The organism is Limnohabitans sp. T6-5, assembly GCF_003063315.1.
Classification (GTDB): domain Bacteria; phylum Pseudomonadota; class Gammaproteobacteria; order Burkholderiales; family Burkholderiaceae_C; genus Limnohabitans_A.
This window is the reverse complement of record NZ_NERV01000001.1, coordinates 136,116-154,294: the sequence shown is the minus strand read 5'-3', so window position 1 is coordinate 154,294 and position 18,179 is coordinate 136,116. Positions and strand designations below refer to the sequence as shown.

The window sequence follows — 18,179 nt, the reverse complement described above, 5'->3', positions numbered from 1 at the left end:
GCATCCACTTTTCAAGGCGAACACAACATTCGTGCTCGTCATTGAATTGATTTCTTGAAATTGACAACCAGGGGTTTACGGCATGAACAGAAATCTATTCCGCATCATTTTCAATCAACAACGCGGCCAGTTCATGGCAGTGGCAGAAACCTCGTCGTCTCAGGGCAAGGGCTCCAGAGGGGAGGCTATGGCCTTGGGTCCCCCAGCAATGGCTGACAGGGACACGGGCACAGTCAGTGCCATCAATTTTGCAGTGTTGTGTGCTTTGGGGTCTGTGCTGTGGGCGTGGCCTACGCTGGATGCCCGCGCGCAAGTGGTGGCTTATCGGCAAGCGCCAGGCCATCAACAAGCGACGGTCTTGCAAACCGCCAACGGGTTGCCGCAGGTCAACATCCAAACACCCAGTGCAGCGGGGGTGTCACGCAACGTCTACAGCCAATTTGATGTGCAGAGCAACGGGGCCATCCTCAACAACAGCCGCACCAACGTACAAACCCAACAAGGCGGTTGGGTGCAAGGCAACCCGTGGCTGGCGACTGGCAGTGCGCGCGTCATTCTGAATGAAGTCAATTCCAGCAACCCCAGCCAACTCAAAGGCTACGTTGAAGTGGCCGGTCAACGCGCCGAAGTTATTTTGGCCAACCCTTCGGGCATTGCCGTCAACGGCGGCGGCTTCATCAATGCCAGCCGCGTCACGCTGACCACTGGCACCGCGGTCATGAATGGCGGCAGTCTGGACAGTTTCCGCGTGCAGGGCGGCACCGTGCGCATTGACGGCCAAGGCCTTGACACCCGAGGCACGGACTACACCGCCATCCTCACACGGGCACTGCAAATCAACGCAGGCGTGTGGGCCAATGAACTGCAAGTGGTCACCGGTGTCAATGACATCCCATCTGCCAGCGTGGCTCCTGGTAGCAGACCTCAAACCAGCCCGACTGCAATCACATCGTCTGCACCTGCTGTGGCCGTGGATGTCGCGCAACTGGGCGGCATGTACGCAGGCAAGATCCACCTCATGGGCACAGAAGCAGGCCTTGGCGTGCGCAATGCTGGACAAATCCAGGCCAACAACGGCCCCCTGACCCTCAGCCACGAAGGCTGGCTCGCTAACAGCGGCAGCATCCAGTCCACGCAAGACCTGAACATCCGCACGCAAGGACGCATCGACAACACCGCCAGCATCTACGCAGGTGGTCCACTGAACATCACCACACCTGCAGACATCGTTCAAACCGGCAAAGGTGCCATCATGGCCGCGCAAAGCCACGCCACCTTCACGGCTGCCACGCTCAGCACAGCCCCAGGCAGCGCCATCGGATCAGGCATTCAACGCGACGGCAAACTGGCGGACAGCGGCGACCTCACCCTCAACACCACCCAAGGCGTGCAACTGCAAGGCCAAACTCTGGCCGGTGGCCTGTTCACACTCAGCGCATCCAGCGTAGACCTGACCGGTGCACAAATTAACGCAGGCCAGCTCGACATACGCGCCACATCGGGCAACATCATCACCCGTGACGCAACCATCAGTGCCATCCAAAAAAGCGGCCTGCTCAAGCTGACCACGACAGACCACGCACAACTCGACAACACCCGAGGCAACATCAGTGGCGCACAAGTCCAGGTGAACGTCGGCCAGCTCGACAACATCCAGGGCAACATCACTGCGCAAAACCTCAGCGTTGACACCCATCAGCAAACCCTCAACAACACCCATGGCACATTGCTGGCCAGTCAAGCCGTGGCGCTGCAGACCGGGGCACTGGTCAACCAGGCCGGCCTGATCCAAAGCGGCACTCAACTGAGCATTGACACCCATGGCCAAGACCTCAACAACAGCCAGGCCAGCCAATACCCTGGCCATGTGCAAGGCGATGGCAAAGGCCAAGGCGGACTGTTTGCACAAGGCCAGCTCACCGTCAAGGCCGGACAACTCAACAACAACGCAGGCTACATCGCCAGCAAAGGCGCGTTGGCCATTGACAGCACCAGCACAGCCAACACCAGCCAGGGCCAAATCCTCAGCCTGTCGGACATCCGTGTGCAAGCAACCGGCACCCTGGACAACGATCAAGGCCTGATCCGCAGCTCAACCCAAACCGTGCTCAACGCCCAGGAAATCAAAAACACCAACACCCTGACAGACAACAGCCAAGTCCAAACCGGCATCGAAGGCCAAGCCATCCGCATCACCACGGTCAAGCTGCAAAACAAGCAAGGGGCCATTCGTGCAAGCCAGGACGTGTCCATCCTCAGCAGCCAACAAATCAACAACACCGCAGGTCTCATCAGCGCAGGCCAAGTGCTCAGTCTGCAAGACCCTGTGGCGCTTCAAAAGGCTGCATTAACCCCCACACTGGCCATCAGCAACAGCGCAGGCACCCTCATTGCTGATAAAACTTTGAAGATCGACAGCCAAAGCCTGAGTAACGACGGACAAATCCTCTCCAAAGGCGATCTGACGGCGCACATCGCCAGCGACTTCAACAACACAGGCAAAGCCATTGCGAACGGCAATGCCACCGTGGAGGCTGCCAACGTCATCAACAGCGGCAACGTGCAAGCAGGCCAAACCCTGCGCGTGCAAGCAACTGACATCAACAACAAAGCTGGCGGCCAAATCACCGCCAAAACCACCCAGCTGCAAACCACAGGCACACTCAGCAACCGGGGCCTGATCGATGGACAAGACACCCAGCTGGACGTCGCCACGCTCAACAACATCGCCACCGGTCGCATCTACGGTGACCGCTTGAGCATTGCGGCCACCACCGTGCTCAATGACAGCGAAACCCTCAATGGCACCAAAACCTCTGCGGTGATTGCTGCGCGCGAGCGACTGGACATCGGGGCTCAAACCATCACCAACCGCGAAGGCGCACTCATCTTCAGCGCGGGCGACATGTACATCGGCGGTCAGATCGATGCAAAGCGCCACGCCACAGGCCAGGCGGGCACCCTCAACAACAACAGTGCCACCATCGAAGCCCTGGGCAACCTGAGCATGAGCACCGCAACGCTGAACAACACCAACGAACACTTTGCCACCGAATTGCGCCCTGACGGCACAACAGAAAAGCGTTTCTACATCCAGCCTGAGGGCAACTCACAAAAGTACCTGGAGAGCGCCTTCATCAAGGTCAACAAAGGCGAACTGATCACCTACACCTGGCCCAACGGCAACAATGGACCGACAGAGCTTGGCAAAACACCCGTACCCATACCCGGCCAGTTCAATTGCACAGGACAAGGGGATGCACAGGTCTGCCAAGCCGTCAGCGGCAAGGAGTACGGTCCCACGGACCCAGCCTGGTCTTACTTCAAGCTCACCACACCTGCTGTGGAGCCCACGCAACCCACACTGACCATGCCCGTTCAACCTGCTGGCGCAGACGCCTGCAAAACCGGCACGGCCAGCTACAACGCCAGCGCATGCACCACCTATCAAACGGCACTGACGCAATACAACCGCGATAAAGCCACCTACGACACAACCTGGAGCCAATACAAAACAGCCCATACGCAGTGGGAAGCAGACACCATCAATGCCTATGACGGCCTGGTCAACGCCATCACAAGCTACAACGCCAGCTTCAAATCTGGAACATTTGTGAAGTGGACGCAATACGAGCTGGATCGCTCCTATCAAAAATCCGTCGTCACGAAAAGTGATCCTGGCAAAATTTTGTCGGGCGGCAGCATGAGCTTGACAGGGTCAAACCTGCTCAACGACAAGAGCCAAATCCTGGCCGGGGGGACTCTGACAGGTGACCTGCATAACCTGACCCATACAAAAGTTGAAGGCCAATTTGTCACCCATGAAGACGGCAAAGCCCAATATCACGATACGCGCACGGTGAGGTACTGGTTTTGGTTATTCACCAAAGACCGTTGGGGTGATGAAATTCCTTATCACGATGCTCAAACGCAAACCATCGACCTGCCTGTCTCGGTCCGCCAGAGCAACACCAAAATAAACGGCACGGGCACTCAGCTGCCCGATGTAGCCATCATCAGCGTCAAAGCCAACACCAGCGGCCCCGCGCAAGCCAATGCCCGCAACGCCACCACGGTGAGATCAAGCACGCCCAACACACAACTGCCCAGCAACAGCCTGTACAAAACCCACCCCGAAACCACCAGCCGCTACCTGGTCGAAACCGACCCCCAATACGCAGGCTACAAAACATGGCTGGGCAGCGACTACATGCTCAGAGCCCTGAACCTGGACCCCGGAAACACGCAAAAACGCCTGGGCGACGGCTTTTATGAACAAAAGCTCATCCGCGAACAAGTGGCCCTGCTCACCGGCAAACGCTTCCTGGGCGATTACACCAGCGACGAGCAAGGGTACATGGCCCTGATGAACAACGGGCTGACCACCGCCAAAGCGCTGGGCTTGCGCCCCGGTATTGCGCTGAGCGCCGCGCAAGTGGCCCAACTCACCAGCGACATGGTCTGGCTGGTAGAAACCTCCGTCACCCTGCCCGACGGCAGCACACAAAAGGTGCTCGTGCCCCAGGTCTATGTGCGCGTCAATGAAGGCGACCTGGACGGCACAGGCGCACTCATTGGCGGCAAAGATGTCAAGCTCAAGCTCAGTGGTGACCTCACCAACAGCGGCACCATCGCCGGGCGCGACGTGATGGAGATCAACGCCAAGAACATCCACAACCTGGGCGGACGCCTGAGCGCAGACACCTTGCGCGCCAAAGCCACCCAGGACATCCACAACGTGGGCGGCAGCTTTGAAGCGCAAAGCAAGCTCGATGTGAACGCAGGCCGCGACCTGAACGTGGTCACCACCACCAACACCACCACACCGTCATCCTCCGTCATTGCGAGCGAAGCGCGGCAATCCAGCAACAGCACCACACCGTTATCCTCCGTCATTGCGAGCGCAGCGCGGCAATCCAGCAACAGCATCAGCAACACCAGCATCGACCGCGTGGCGGGCCTGTACGTCAAAGGCAGCGCCGGTGCCTTGCTGGCCAGCGCCGGGCGGGACCTCAACCTGAATGCAGCAGCTGTCAGCAACGCAGGCACAGGCGACAGCCAACTGAGCGCAGTCAACAACCTCAACCTGGGCACCGTGACCACCGCAAGCAGCCAAAGCCTCAACTGGGACGCCAACAACCACCTGCGCCAGTCCAGCAGCCAAGACGTGGGCAGCCAAATCAAGGCGGGTGGCAACGTGACCCTCCATGCGGGCCAAGACCTCAACGCCAAAGCCGCCCAAGTCAGCGCAGGCCAAGCGCTCAAAGCCACAGCGGGCAACAGTGTCAACATCACCGCAGGCCAGGCCAGCGAAACCTTTGACGAAGCACGCAAGAGCACCAGCAAAGGGTTCTTGTCCAGCACCACCACCAACACCCAAATCAAAAGCGCTAGCACCACCGCTCAAGGCGCCAACTTTGAAGGCAACAGCGTCAACATCACCGCAGGCAAAGACCAAAACATCAAAGGCTCCAGCGTGCTGGCCGACCAAAATGTGAACCTGAGTGCAGGCGGCAACGTGAAGATTGAAGCAGCGCAAAACACCAGCACCAGCAGCAACTTCAACCAAACCACCAAGTCCGGGCTGTTTGGCGGAGGTGGCCTGAGCGTGACCCTTGGCAAGCAAATGCAAAGCGTGGACAGCCAAGGCCAAGGCAGCACCGCCGCAGGCAGCACCGTGGGCAGCACGGGCGGCAACGTGAGCATCACTGCAGGCCAGACCTACACGCAAACAGGTAGTGATGTGATCACGCCAGGACTCAACAGCCCCTCCGGTAGCGGCAACATCGACATCACTGCTCAAAAGATAGACATCACCGAAGCGAGAGAAACCGGCAGTCAAAGCACCGAACAAAAGTTCAAGCAAAGTGGCCTGACACTGGCCATCACCAGCCCTGTGATCAGTGCCCTGCAAACGACCAACAACCAACTGCAAGCAGCAGGCAACACCAGCAGTGGCCGCATGCAAGCGCTGGCAGCGGCCAATGCGGCCATGAACCTCAAACAAGGTGCAGACGCTGTGAGCGCGGGTCAGGCCATGGCAGGCGGCAACGCCGCAGACAAAATGGGCGGCATCGGCATCAGTGCCAGCATCGGAGCCAGCAGCAACCAAAGCCAACAACAAAGCAACGCCATCAGCGCCAAGGGCAGCAAGGTCAATGCAGGCGGCAACGTCAGCATCACGGCCACAGGCGCGGGCAAAGACAGCGACATCACCCTTCAAGGCAGCAACGTCCAAGCCGGTAAAACAGCCACCCTCAAAGCCGACGACCAGGTGAACATCGTGGCCGCACAAAACACCACGCAAGAAAGCAGCAACTCCAGCAACAAGAGCGGCAGCATTGGTGTGGGCATGCAGCTGGGCGCACGCGGTGGGCAAGCGGGCGTGACTGTGAGCGCCAGCGCAGGCAAGGGCAGTGGCGTGGGCAACAGCACCACCTACACCAACAGCCAGGTGTCGGGCAACACGGTCAACATTGAATCAGGCGGTGACACCAACCTCAAAGGCGCAGTGGTCAAGGGCGAGCAAGTCAAGGCCAATGTGGGCGGCAACCTCAACATAGCAAGCCTGCAAGACAGCAGCCAATACAAAGAAAAGAGCCAACAACTAGGCGGCAGCGTCACCTTTGGCCCATCACCTGGCGGCAGCTTGAACGCGGGTCAAACCAAAATCAACAGCGGCTACAAAAGCGTCAATGAACAAAGCGCCATCCGTGCAGGCGACGGCGGTTTCCAAGTCAACGTGCAAGGCAAGACCGAACTGATTGGCGGGCAGATCACCAGCACGCAAGCGGCCATCGACAACAACAAAAACAGCTACGAAGCCAAGCAAGGCACCACCACAACAGACCTGCAAAACAGTGCCAAATTCAGCGCCAACAGCGTGGGTGTGGGCATAGGCGCAGGTGCCCCATCACCGGGCGCAGCCCTGAGCTCCAGCATGAGCGGTGCGGGCTTTGGAAAAGACAGCGGCAGCGCATCAAGCACGACGACAGCAGGCATCAGTGGCGTCACTGGCAACACCGCAGCCAGAACGGGCGACCAGAGCACCAGCATCGCGCCGATATTTGACAAAGACAAAGTGCAAAAGGAAGTGGCCGCACAGGTGGCGATCACCAGTGAGTTTGGCAAGCAGGCGAGCAAGATCGGAGGCACCGAGGCGGACAAGCAGCGCGATGACCTCAAGTCGCAGGCCAAGCAGGCACAAGGCAGCGGCAACACTGAGAAAGCCCAGGCACTGCTGGCCGAAGCGGCCAAATGGGACGAAGGCGGTGCCTACCGAGTTGCGATGCACACCGTGATCGGCGGGCTGAGCGGCGGTACCGCTGGTGCGGTGGGTGCAGGGGCAGCCAGTGCGGCAGCACCAACGCTGAATGAACTGCAAAGCCAGTTGGAGACGGACCTGAAAAAAGCCGGGTTGGGTGACAGCGCAAGCAAAGTGATTGCAGGTCTGGCCGGTGGCACCACAGCCGCAGCAATCGGTGCAGCGGCCAGCGGTGGCAGCGTAGCGGGCGGGGCCACGGCTTTCAACGCGGACATGAACAATCGGCAGTTGCATCCGAGCGAAGTGCAGCGCATCAAGGGGCTGGCTGCAGAAAAAGCGCGGGAGACTTGCCGTGGCAACAACGATTGCGAAAAGAAAGCCAATCTGTACTGGACCGACATGCTGGAGCGCGCCGCTGAAGGTCGTGTTGATACCCAAGAAGATAAAAAGAACCAAGCCTATTTCAACCAGATCATCGGGGCATCGGGAAAGCCAGGTACTGAGGCAGCCTTGGGCATGGGTGAGCGCTTCTTCAACGATCTGAGCGAGGCGCAGCGCTTGCTGAAGGCCACTGCAGGCGCACCGATTCTGGATTCTCAAGGTCGCCCCGTTATGGGCACTGACGGTAAGCCGCAAACTTACTTCAGCGCCACGCAGGCCCAACGCGACAACCCCAACGGTAATATCTTTCCGGGGGGCTCACCGAACAACCAGGTTTCAGTCATCCCGGGTAAAGACCAGCGGGATGAAACGCGCCTGGAGCGTTTGAACACCCCTAATGGTCAGGCTGTACCTGACACAACGATTGAAGAAACATTGTTCGGCGCACGGCTGCCGACGAAGGGCGCTGCGCAAGGCGTCCAAGCCGCAGGGCGAGCATGGGAGTCCAGCAAGGTGCTCAGTGCAGGTGAAATTGCCATGTCCAATGGTGGCAACATCTCAGCGCAACAAATAACCCGAGTGGGTACGCCAGCAGCATTGAATGCAGCAGAGAGAAACACATTGAGCAACTTGGATTCACTGAGCAGCGGTCAAGCTGGTGCGGTACGGGAACACGTTTCCAACAGTTACTTTGAGCGCAACGGCTTCAAGGCGATGGATGGCAAATGCGGCGGCTCCAACTGTTTTGATGGTGTGTACTTCAAGGGCGATCAGGTGATCGTCAATGAGGTCAAGCCACTGAATGCGGATGGGTCGATTAAGTTGAGTCCAGCAGCGGGCACTTTGCCTACGCAGGGGACGATTCAGTGGGTAGAGGACAGGGCGCGGGCCTTGATTGCAACAAAAGACCCGGTCAAGATGGAAACCGGATACGCAATTCTTAGTGCAAAGAACTCTGGGAACCTCACGACTGTTATTTCTGGCGTGAATCAAAACGGCATGGTCGTTGTGAAAGTAAAGCCATGAATACCAAGCAAGAATCGCGTGAAGAGTGGTTGGTTTCATTGCTCGAAAGAATTGAGCAACATGAAAAAGATCAATTGGACTCTAATGTTAATGACTATCACAAACTCAGATGGGGATCGGTCTTATCGGGCGCCTCATATTTACCGCGGTATCAAGGTCTCCGTTCATTTTTCATTAATAACGACTTGCACGGGTTGAAACAGAATTTCTACGTCGTCTGCAAACTATTGATGGCTAGCGAAAAAGAGGCAGAGCCTGGTGGTGATCCCTTTGCCACCTACGTGCCATTTCTTTACGGCCTACTCAGCGACAGCACAGAAATCTACGATTGGCTTGCCCATGCAGAGCTCAAGGAAAAAGATGAAGTGAAGACGCCGCATTTTCTTTTTCACCAGTTCCAACTGGTGCTGCTGCGCGATGACGATGCCCTGCGCGAAACCATCGCCCTTGTTGCTAAGAAAGGCGGGAATCAAAAGAAAGCAATCGCGCAAGCCGGACAAGACTTCTTCTCTTTGCTGCTGAAACAAGACAAAGAGAGCTTGCAGGCTCTGATAGAAAACCAAGCCAAGATCAAATCCGTCGACGATTTGGAAGACCAGTTCTTGGCAGCCATTCCCGCCGTCCATGCCAAGCTGTGTTGGTACAGAGGCATTGAAGTACAAATTCAAAATCCTTTAGTCCCGATGGGTTTGATGCCCATTGAGCCACTGGATACTTACGACGTGGAATACGACTTTTTGCGCCCAGGCTGGACGCCACCACCACCGCCTGGCTTGTTTGCCAAGGTCAAGCGCCTGTTCTTATAAAGCGCCTTGCGATTGCTTTGCTGACCATGAACGCCCATGCCCACCGTTTGATTTTTAACAAAGCCCGAGGCTGCTTGATGGCCGTGGGTGAAGTTGCCCATAGCGGTGGTGGTGGGTGCTCCGGCGTAAGGCAAGAAAAGCGGCGATCTAATTCAAACAATGCCCTGGCATTTGCTGAGCAGTTCAAACGGAGTCTGGGCCACGGCTTGTATGAACAGAACCTCATCCGCGAGCAAGTGGCCCAACTCACCAGCGACATGGTCTTGCTGGTAGAGAATTCTGTCATCCTGCCCGACGGCACCACCACACCATCATCCTCCGTCATTGCGAGCGAAGCGCGGCCATCCAGCAACAGCTTCAGCAACACCAGCATCGACCGCGTGGCCGGCCTGTACGTCAAAGGCAGCGCCGGTGCCTTGCTGGCCAGCGCCGGGCGGGACCTCAACCTGAAGGCAGCAGCTGTCAGCAATGCAGGCACAGGCGACAGCCAACTGAGCGCAGGCAACAACCTTAACCTGGGCACCGTGACCACCGCAAGCAGCCAAAGCCTCAACTGGGACGCCAACAACCACCTGCGCCAGTCCAGCAGCCAAGACGTGGGCAGCCAAATCAAGGCGGGTGGCAACTTGATCCTCAAAGCGGACCAGGACCTCAACGCCAAAGCCGCGCAAGTCAGCGCAGGCCAAGCGCTCAAAGCCACAGCAGGCAACAGTGTCAACATCACCGCAGCCCAGGCCAGCGAAACCTTTGACGAAGCACGCAAGAGCACCAGCAAAGGGTTCTTGTCCAGCACCACCACCAACACCCAAATCAAAAGCGCCAGCACCACCGCTCAAGGCTCCAGCTTTGAAGGCCACAGCGTCAACATCACCGCAGGCCAAGACCAAAACATCAAAGGCTCCAACGTGCTGGCCGACCAAAGCGTGAACCTGAGTGCAGGCGGTAACGTGAACATCACGGCGGCGCAAAACACCAGCACCAGCAGCCACTTCAACCAAACCACCAAGTCCGGGCTGTTTGGTGGAGGTGGCCTGAGCGTGACCCTTGGCAAGCAAATGCAAAGCGTGGACAGCCAAGGCCAAGGCAGCACCGCCACAGGCAGCACCGTGGGCAGCACGGGCGGCAACGTGAGCATCACCGCAGGCCAGACCGACACACAGACCGGCAGTGATGTGATCACGCCAGGACTCAACAGCCCCTCCGGTAGCGGCAACATCGACATCACCGCTCAAAAGGTGGACATCAAAGAAGCCAGAGAAACCGGCAGCCAAAGCACCGAACAAAAGTTCAAGCAAAGTGGCCTGACACTGGCCATCACCAGCCCTGTGATCAGTGCCCTGCAAACGACCAACAACCAACTGCAAGCAGCAGGCAACACCAGCAGTGGCCGCATGCAAGCGCTGGCAGCGGCCAATGCGGCCATGAACCTCAAACAAGGTGCAGGCCAAGTGCAAGACGCAATGGCCAAAGGAGACGCCACAGGCGGCGCGGGCATCAGCCTGAGCCTGGGCGCCAGCAGCACCCAAAGTCAACAACAAAGCAACGCCGACAGCGCCAAGGGCAGCAAGGTCAATGCAGGCGGCAACGTGACCATCACGGCCACGGGTGCAGGCAAAGACAGCGACATCACCCTTCAAGGCAGCAACGTCCAAGCGGGCAAAACAGCCACCCTCAAAGCCGACGACCAAGTGAACATCGTGGCCGCTCAAAACACCACGCAAGAAAGCAGCAACTCCAGCAACAAGAGCGGCAGCATTGGCGTAGGCATGCAGCTGGGCGCACGCGGTGGGCAAGCGGGCATCACCGTGAGCGCCAGCGCAGGCAAGGGCAGTGGCGTGGGCAACAGCACCACTTACACCAACAGTCAGGTAGCGGGCAACAGCGTCAACATCCAAAGTGGAGGCGACACCAACCTCAAAGGCGCAGTGGTCAAGGGCGAGCAAGTCAAGGCCAAGGTAGGAACCAACCCCTTCGGTAGTGGCGGCAACCTCAACATAGCAAGCCTGCAAGACAGCAGCCAATACAAAGAAAAGAGCCAACAACTAGGCGGCAGCGTCACCTTTGGCCCGGCAGCAGGCGGCAGCCTAAATGCGGGTCAAACCAAGATCGACAGCGGCTACAAAAGCGTCAATGAACAAAGCGCCATCCGTGCAGGAGACGGCGGTTTCCAAGTCAATGTGCAAGGCAAGACCGAACTGATTGGTGGGCAGATCACCAGCACCCAAGCGGCCGTGGATCAAAACAAAAACAGCTACGAAGCCAAGCAAGGCACCACAACGACCGACCTGCAAAACAACGCCAACTTCAAGGCCAACAACGTGGGTGTGGGCATAGGCGCAGGCGCCCCAGCACCAGGCGCTGCCCTGAGCTCCAGCATGAGCGGTGCGGGCTTTGGAAAAGACGGCGGCAGTGCCCAAAGCACGACCACGGCGGGCATCAGCGGCGAGGCGGGCAACACGCAAGCCCGAACGGGCGACAAGGAAACCGGAATTGGCCAGATCTTTGACAAAGACAAGGTCAAAGCCGAAGTGAACGCGCAAGTGGCGATTGCCAGCGAGTTTGGCAAACAAGCGAGCAAGGTGGTGGGGGACTACGCACAAACCAAGTTTGAAGAAGCCAAAGCCAACAAGGATCAAGCGGGCATCGAGGCCTGGAAAGAAGGCGGCACAAACCGAGTGGCCTTGCACGCGGTGGTGGGTGGGCTCACGGGCGGTGTCAGTGGTGCCGTCGGGGCGGCTACCAGTCAAGCGGTCATTGACCAAGTTGGTCAAGCCCTAAAGGACACCAACCTGCCCACCGAACTCAAACAAGCCCTGGTCCTGGCCGCAGGCACCGTCGTGGGCTCTGCCACAGGCGGTTCGGCAGGTGCGGCCACGGCGTTCAATGCGACGTCAAATAACTACCTCACACACGCTCAATTGCAAAGCAAACAGCAGCAACTGGACGCATGCAAAACAGACGCCTGCAAAAAAGAAACCACCAGTACCTGGGACAAAGTGAGTCAAGCGGCTAACAGCCGCGTCGAAGAAAAGGTGCTGCAAATCAGCGAAAGCACCAACCTCAAGACCATGGAGCAACTGTCTGCAGACATGAACGGACTGGCGCAGTACAAGAGCGGTCTAGAAATGCAACTGCGCAGTACCACAGACCCGACGCAAAGGGCGAACCTGCAACTCCAAATCAACGAAGCCGACAACAGCATGCGCCAGGTTGCCAACCTAGGCAAAGACACGTTGGCGTTGATGTACCAGCAAACGGGCAATCCGCAATATCAAAATGCGTATCAAGCACTCACAGCCGCAACCAGCGGCAACGAAATCGCCGGGGCATTGGTCATGCCCGGAGGCAGCGGGGGTAACATTAACAAGGCAGTGCAGGAGGCCAAATCGGGGGCGCAACAAGCGCAGACTGCGAAAATCAACACCCTTGCAGATGAGGCCAAAGCGGCCAACGGTGCTTTGAACAAGATCAATATCACGCCAGCAGATTCAAGCTATGCGGCCCCAACACATACAAGCACCGATAAATTCCAAACACATGGGTTAAGTACAGACCAAGTGCCTGCCAGCATCACCACGCAGATGACCAAAGACTTGCAGGCGACGTTTGGTGCGGGTGCGCAGGACAAGATGAAGGAGTTGATTAACTCCGGTAGCTCGGTCCCTGTGCCAATGCAGGCCACAGCGGAGACGAAGTTGTATAAGTTAGTGGCAAATGAGAATCCCTATGCACCGGGTGAATCATCACCCTATTTTGTCGATAGGGCACAGCTGCAACGCATCCAACAAAATCCATCCCTTGCCAACGATATATTGGGTTTACCTTCGACAAGTCAAAGTACGGGGTTCAAGGTCTATGAGGTGCTGCCTAAACCGAGCACCACACCAACGGTTTATCAGTCGGATGTCGCGACGGCCACCAACAAAGCAGGCCCTAAGGCGGTGGGCAATGCCACGCAAACATTGATACCCGACCGCAGTCAATGGACTGAACCCAAACTGACCAACATCAAGGTTGGAGGTCAATGATGGCAACACTGTTCAAACTTGACCACGATGAATTGGCACGCAGTGCTTTAGAGCTACGTGTTGCCATGAGAAATTCTAAACATCGTGAGATTCCGTACTTTAAAGAAATCATCGACCAAGAGCTGGATCATCTTCAACCGATATTGGATTTGTGTATTGCAAAGGAGATGGAAGAGCCATTTCCGTTGATTGATTACGTCAATCCAAGAATCTTTGGAGATGTTTTATCTTTCCCGGAGTTGACAAAACCATACTATGAACTTGCCGGACTTCTGCGTGGAGGTATGACGCATGAAGAGTTCTGGGCATCTGAATACACAAAAGAGCGGCGTCTCCCGCGCCAGATGCGAGAAAATCTACGGCCCAGCACAGACAAACTCAATCGCTGGGGATTTTGAGGAAGCAATGCCATGAACCTCCAAACCCACCGCCTGATCTTCAACAAGTCCCGAGGTTGCCTGATGGCTGTTGCAGAAAACGCCCGCAGCAGTGGCGGTGGATTTTCAGGGGCGCGTCGCAGGCGCAGGACAAGGATAAACAACGGTCAAGACCTCACAGTCAAAGGCTCCAGCGTGCTGGCCGACCAAAACGTGAACCTGAGTTCAGGCGGTAACGTGAAGATTGAAGCAGCGCAAAACACCAGCGCCAGCAGCAACTTTAACCAAACCACCAAGTCCGGGCTGTTTGGTGGAGGTGGCCTGAGCGTGACCCTTGGCAAGCAAATGCAAAGCGTGGACAGCCAAGGCCAAGGCAGCACCGCCGCAGGCAGCACCGTGGGCAGCACGGGCGGCAACGTGAGCATCACCGCAGGCCAGACCTACACACAGACCGGCAGTGATGTGATCACGCCAGGACTCAACAGCCCCTCCGGTAGCGGCAACATCGACATCACTGCTAAGACAGTGGACATCAAAGAAGCCAGAGAAACCGGCAGCCAAAGCACCGAACAAAAGTTCAAGCAAAGCGGCCTGACGCTGGCCATCACCAGCCCGGTGATCAGCGCCCTGCAAACGGCCAACAACCAACTGCAAGCAGCAGGCAACACCCGCAGTAGCCGCATGCAAGCGCTGGCAGCGGCCAATGCGGCCATGAACCTCAAACAAGGTGCAGGCGCTTTGAGCGCGGGTCAGGCCATGGCAGGCGGCAACGCCGCAGACAAAATGGGCGGCATCGGCATCAGTGCCAGCATCGGAGCCAGCAGCAACCAAAGTCAACAACAAAGCAACGCCGACAGCGCCAAGGGCAGCAAGGTCAATGCAGGCGGCAACGTCACCATCACGGCCACAGGCGCGGGCAAAGACAGCGACATCACCCTTCAAGGCAGCAACGTCCAAGCCGGTAAAACAGCCACCCTCAAAGCCGACGACCAGGTGAACATCGTGGCCGCGCAAAACACCACGCAAGAAAGCAGCAACTCCAGCAACAAGAGCGGCAGCATTGGTGTGGGCATGCAACTGGGCGCACGCGGTGGGCAAGCGGGCATCACCTTGAGCGCCAGCGCTGGCAAGGGCAGTGGCGTGGGCAAAAGCACCACGTACAAAGCAAGCTCTAAGCCATACGTTCAGGCAAAGGCCGCAACATCACAGCCGTAGGCACTACCGCTTTCAAAGTCGATGATCAGGACAACATCGTGGTTGGGTAAAACACCACCAGAGACGGCAAAAAAAGAAGCAATAAGGGTGCCAGTGTGGGGATGGAGCCTCCTTCATTCCACTCTCTTGGGGATGTTGTTTACGTGTGTCAGCAAACGGAAACGGTTTGTGAGGCAAAGCAAAATGTTTAAGTGAATACATCCTCCCCAACGCCAACGCCAACGCCAACGCCAACGCCAACGCCAACGCCAACGCCAACGCCAACGCCACGACAAGACGCTGGTTCAGTAACCGCCGTTTATCCTGACATGGCTGTGCTATTGCAAACGCTGGACCCCAATGCCTCCTTGGTGCAGCGACATCTCTGGCTGATTGCATTGCTGGGATGGGTACGTGGTTCACGCTTGGATGCTTCGACCTCGGTGTTGCGCGTGGAATATTTTCTCGATGCGCTGGATGCGCGCCCTTCAAAACGTGCGCAGATGCAGGACTGGTGGCGCATGCTGATCACCGACTTGGATCTGGCAAGTTTGTTATCCGACTATGGCTTTGCCACTCGCAATTCCTTTATCACCGAACTGATAGAGCGCCTGCATGGCAAGCTATTCCCGTCTACGCCCGAAACCCGTGACGGAGGTGAGCTGTTTGCCTTGGCGCTGACTCGTGCCGGGGATGCGCAATGGATCGCTGCCTTGAGTCCGGTCACTCGGGCGCGCTTGGCCGGGCTGTTAAGCGTGCCAGCTGCGATGCCCATTGCGTCTTCCCAGCGTCCTTTGACGCATTGGCAAAACGCCTTGATCGAAGCCATTACCTTTTGCACCAGCCAGATTCGAGCCGCTGGCTTTTCTCCGGATTTGCGGCTGCGTATGCACTTCACCACACGCGAGAGCAACCCATTTCATACGCTGACTGCTTGTTTTGAAGCTGTGCGCGATGCCTGGCTGCAGGGGGGCGATGCCATGGCCGAGATGGCTTTGTTTCGTTCCCAATTGGACTTGTGCCGACAGGCGACCACCTCGGTTTATAACCACTTGGACGAGCACGGTATCTCCATGGACTTGGTCTTTCGACTGCGCCAAATCCGCGAGCGCATGCTGCGCATCCGCAGCCTGTTGGATTGCCTGCTGAACGATAGTGACCACCAGTACAGCGCACGCCTGCTGTCGCAGATGGCAGGCTTGGGTCTTGAGCAGCGCAGCATCGGTGCACTCCTTTTGGCCAGCAGCTCTGTACTGGCGGCCAAAGTCACAGAACGCAGCTCCGAAACGGGTGAACACTACATCACCCGCACCCGAGCTGAATATGTTTGTATGCTGCGCGACGCGGCAGGTGGCGGGGCACTCACAGCACTCACGACAGCAGGCAAGTTTGGCGTGATGTCACTGGGTCTATCGGCCTTTTGGTTTGGTTACTTGGCAGGGGTGGTGTATGCGGTCAGCTTTGTCGTCATCCAATTGCTTCATTTCACGCTGGCCACCAAGCAACCCGCCATGACGGCCCCGGCCATGGCCGCTAAATTGCAAGACCTCAAGCAACCCGGGGCGCTTGAATTGTTTGTTGATGAGGTGACACACCTGGTGCGCTCTCAAGTGGCTGCGGTCATTGGCAATGTCGTGGTGGTGTTTCCTGTTGTGATTGTGTTGTCTCTGCTGATGGAGCGTCTGTGGGGCCTGCCAATGGTGGACGCCCATCACGCAAATCAGGTCATGGAGTCCCTCTCATTGTTCGGCCCCTCTTTGTTGTTTGCGGCCTTCACTGGCGTGCTCCTGTTTGTGAGCAGTCTGGTGGGTGGCTGGGTGGAAAACTGGTTTGTACTTCACCGTTTGCAATCGGCCTTGCGCTACAACCCGCGCATCGGCCATTGGTTGGGTGCGGATCGTGCCATGCGCTGGGCCCACTTCATGCGGCAACAAATTTCAGGCTTTGCATCCAATATCTCTTTGGGTTTTATGCTCGGCCTGGTGCCACCGATTTTGGCTTTTGTGGGGTTAGGACTGGACGTGCGGCACATCACGCTTTCTACCGGTCAGCTCGGTGCCGCAGCCGCCAGCTTGGGATGGGGCGTGCTTCAACAAAATGCGTGGTGGTGGGCTGTGGCATGTATCCCGCTGATTGGGATGCTCAATGTGGGGGTGAGTTTTTACTTGGCATTTCGCGTTGCGTTGCGCGCCCTCAATGTTGGCCGAGAAGGTCGACAACAAATTTATCAAGCCATTCGTCAGCGTCTGCGTCGTGCACCGATGAGCTTCTTTTTTCCTGCGCGTGAGGATGTGCCCGCTGCCAAAATTTAACGTCAGGGCTGGTTTGCCCGTTGGTTGGGAGAATTTCCGGTTGTTGTGATGATGTGCAGTTTTGACGTCTGTCGCCATGACCAAGCTCAAGTGTGGCGCAGTTGGGAGGCGAGACTTGCGGCGGTGGTCGAAAACGCAGCGGGTGCGTTGGCACCCGCTGGAAATGGCTTACTTGCCAAAGTGGGTTTTGGCTTCAGCTACGCATTTGGCCTTGGCGTCGCCGGCTAAAGCATCACACTTTTCTATGGCCGTCTTGTAGTTGGCGTCACGGATGTCAGTGGTGGCGTCTTTCTTCGCGCTCGCATTCTTGTCCATGGCGGTGGACTTGGCGTCAGTGATCTTTTCGGCGGCCTGCTTTTCGTTTTCGCTGGTCTTTTCAGTCAGCTTGGCTTCGGCCATGGCAGTTGTGTAGGTTGCTTTGGCTTCCTTTCGGCACACATCCTTGGCATTGCCTGCTTGGTCGTCGCACTTTTCTTTAGCGACTGCATAGGCGGACTTGGCTTTGGCCACGGCGACGTCGTAGTTGTGCTTGGTGGACGGTTCATGTTTGGCTTGCAGTTCTGCGAGCGAAATTTTTTCAGCGCCTTTGGCCTCCTCAATACAAATGTCTTTGGCATTGCCGCTATGGGCATCGCAGGCTTTTTTGTCAGCCTTGTATTTGGCTGTGATGGTTTCCTTGCCGACTTTGTATTCGTCTTTAGACATCGGTGCTGCAGTGGCAACAACTGTGAAGGCCAGCAGCAATGCTGAAAAAAGGGTGGTGCGTGTAAAAGTCATGGGATTTCCTCAAA

At 57.1% G+C, this 18,179-nt stretch carries 7 protein-coding genes; 6 read left to right on the top strand and 1 reads right to left on the bottom strand.

Features of this window, described 5'->3' with window-relative positions; genetic code table 11:
• Nucleotides 1–82 precede the first annotated feature (82 nt).
• The 6 genes from B9Z51_RS00455 (at nucleotide 83) to B9Z51_RS00430 (ending at nucleotide 17,388) form a co-directional block, all read left to right on the top strand.
• The gene (locus B9Z51_RS00455; protein WP_108370892.1) at nucleotides 83–8,671 is read left to right on the top strand and encodes a hemagglutinin repeat-containing protein; all 8,589 of its coding nucleotides are present in this window, start codon (nucleotides 83–85) and stop codon (nucleotides 8,669–8,671) included.
• Nucleotides 8,668–9,477, top strand: coding sequence for an Imm49 family immunity protein (locus tag B9Z51_RS00450; protein ID WP_108370890.1), 810 nt, complete (start codon nucleotides 8,668–8,670; stop codon nucleotides 9,475–9,477). The genes B9Z51_RS00455 and B9Z51_RS00450 overlap by 4 nt, the downstream gene beginning before the upstream one ends.
• A 26-nt stretch (nucleotides 9,478–9,503) precedes the next feature.
• A complete protein-coding gene (locus B9Z51_RS00445) occupies nucleotides 9,504–13,505 on the top strand; it encodes a hemagglutinin repeat-containing protein (protein WP_108370889.1) in 4,002 nt (1,333 codons plus the stop codon).
• The gene (locus B9Z51_RS00440; RefSeq protein WP_146187655.1) at nucleotides 13,505–13,903 is read left to right on the top strand and encodes a hypothetical protein; all 399 of its coding nucleotides are present in this window, start codon (nucleotides 13,505–13,507) and stop codon (nucleotides 13,901–13,903) included. Before B9Z51_RS00445 ends, B9Z51_RS00440 begins: the two co-directional genes overlap by 1 nt.
• 12 nt (nucleotides 13,904–13,915) lie before the next feature.
• Complete coding sequence (locus tag B9Z51_RS00435) at nucleotides 13,916–15,097, top strand: hemagglutinin repeat-containing protein (RefSeq protein ID WP_108370885.1); 1,182 nt, start codon at nucleotides 13,916–13,918, stop codon at nucleotides 15,095–15,097.
• Between the two features lie 308 nt (nucleotides 15,098–15,405).
• Nucleotides 15,406–17,388, top strand: a complete 1,983-nt coding sequence (locus B9Z51_RS00430; RefSeq protein WP_108370883.1) for a site-specific recombinase — start codon at nucleotides 15,406–15,408, stop codon at nucleotides 17,386–17,388.
• A gap of 168 nt (nucleotides 17,389–17,556) precedes the next feature.
• Here the strand turns inward: B9Z51_RS00430 and B9Z51_RS00425 are convergent, their stop codons facing one another.
• Complete coding sequence (locus B9Z51_RS00425; RefSeq protein WP_108370881.1) at nucleotides 17,557–18,165, bottom strand: hypothetical protein; 609 nt, start codon at nucleotides 18,163–18,165, stop codon at nucleotides 17,557–17,559.
• Nucleotides 18,166–18,179 lie beyond the last annotated feature (14 nt).

Excerpts from the sequence above, each read along its gene's own strand:
- B9Z51_RS00455 (WP_108370892.1), top strand. The coding sequence starts at position 83 with ATGAACAGAAATCTATTCCGCATCATTTTCAATCAACAACGCGGCCAG.
- B9Z51_RS00450 (WP_108370890.1), top strand. The coding sequence starts at position 8,668 with ATGAATACCAAGCAAGAATCGCGTGAAGAGTGGTTGGTTTCATTGCTC.
- B9Z51_RS00445 (WP_108370889.1), top strand. The coding sequence starts at position 9,504 with ATGAACGCCCATGCCCACCGTTTGATTTTTAACAAAGCCCGAGGCTGC.
- B9Z51_RS00440 (WP_146187655.1), top strand. The coding sequence starts at position 13,505 with ATGGCAACACTGTTCAAACTTGACCACGATGAATTGGCACGCAGTGCT.
- B9Z51_RS00435 (WP_108370885.1), top strand. The coding sequence starts at position 13,916 with ATGAACCTCCAAACCCACCGCCTGATCTTCAACAAGTCCCGAGGTTGC.
- B9Z51_RS00430 (WP_108370883.1), top strand. The coding sequence starts at position 15,406 with ATGGCTGTGCTATTGCAAACGCTGGACCCCAATGCCTCCTTGGTGCAG.
- B9Z51_RS00425 (WP_108370881.1), bottom strand. The coding sequence starts at position 18,165 with ATGACTTTTACACGCACCACCCTTTTTTCAGCATTGCTGCTGGCCTTC.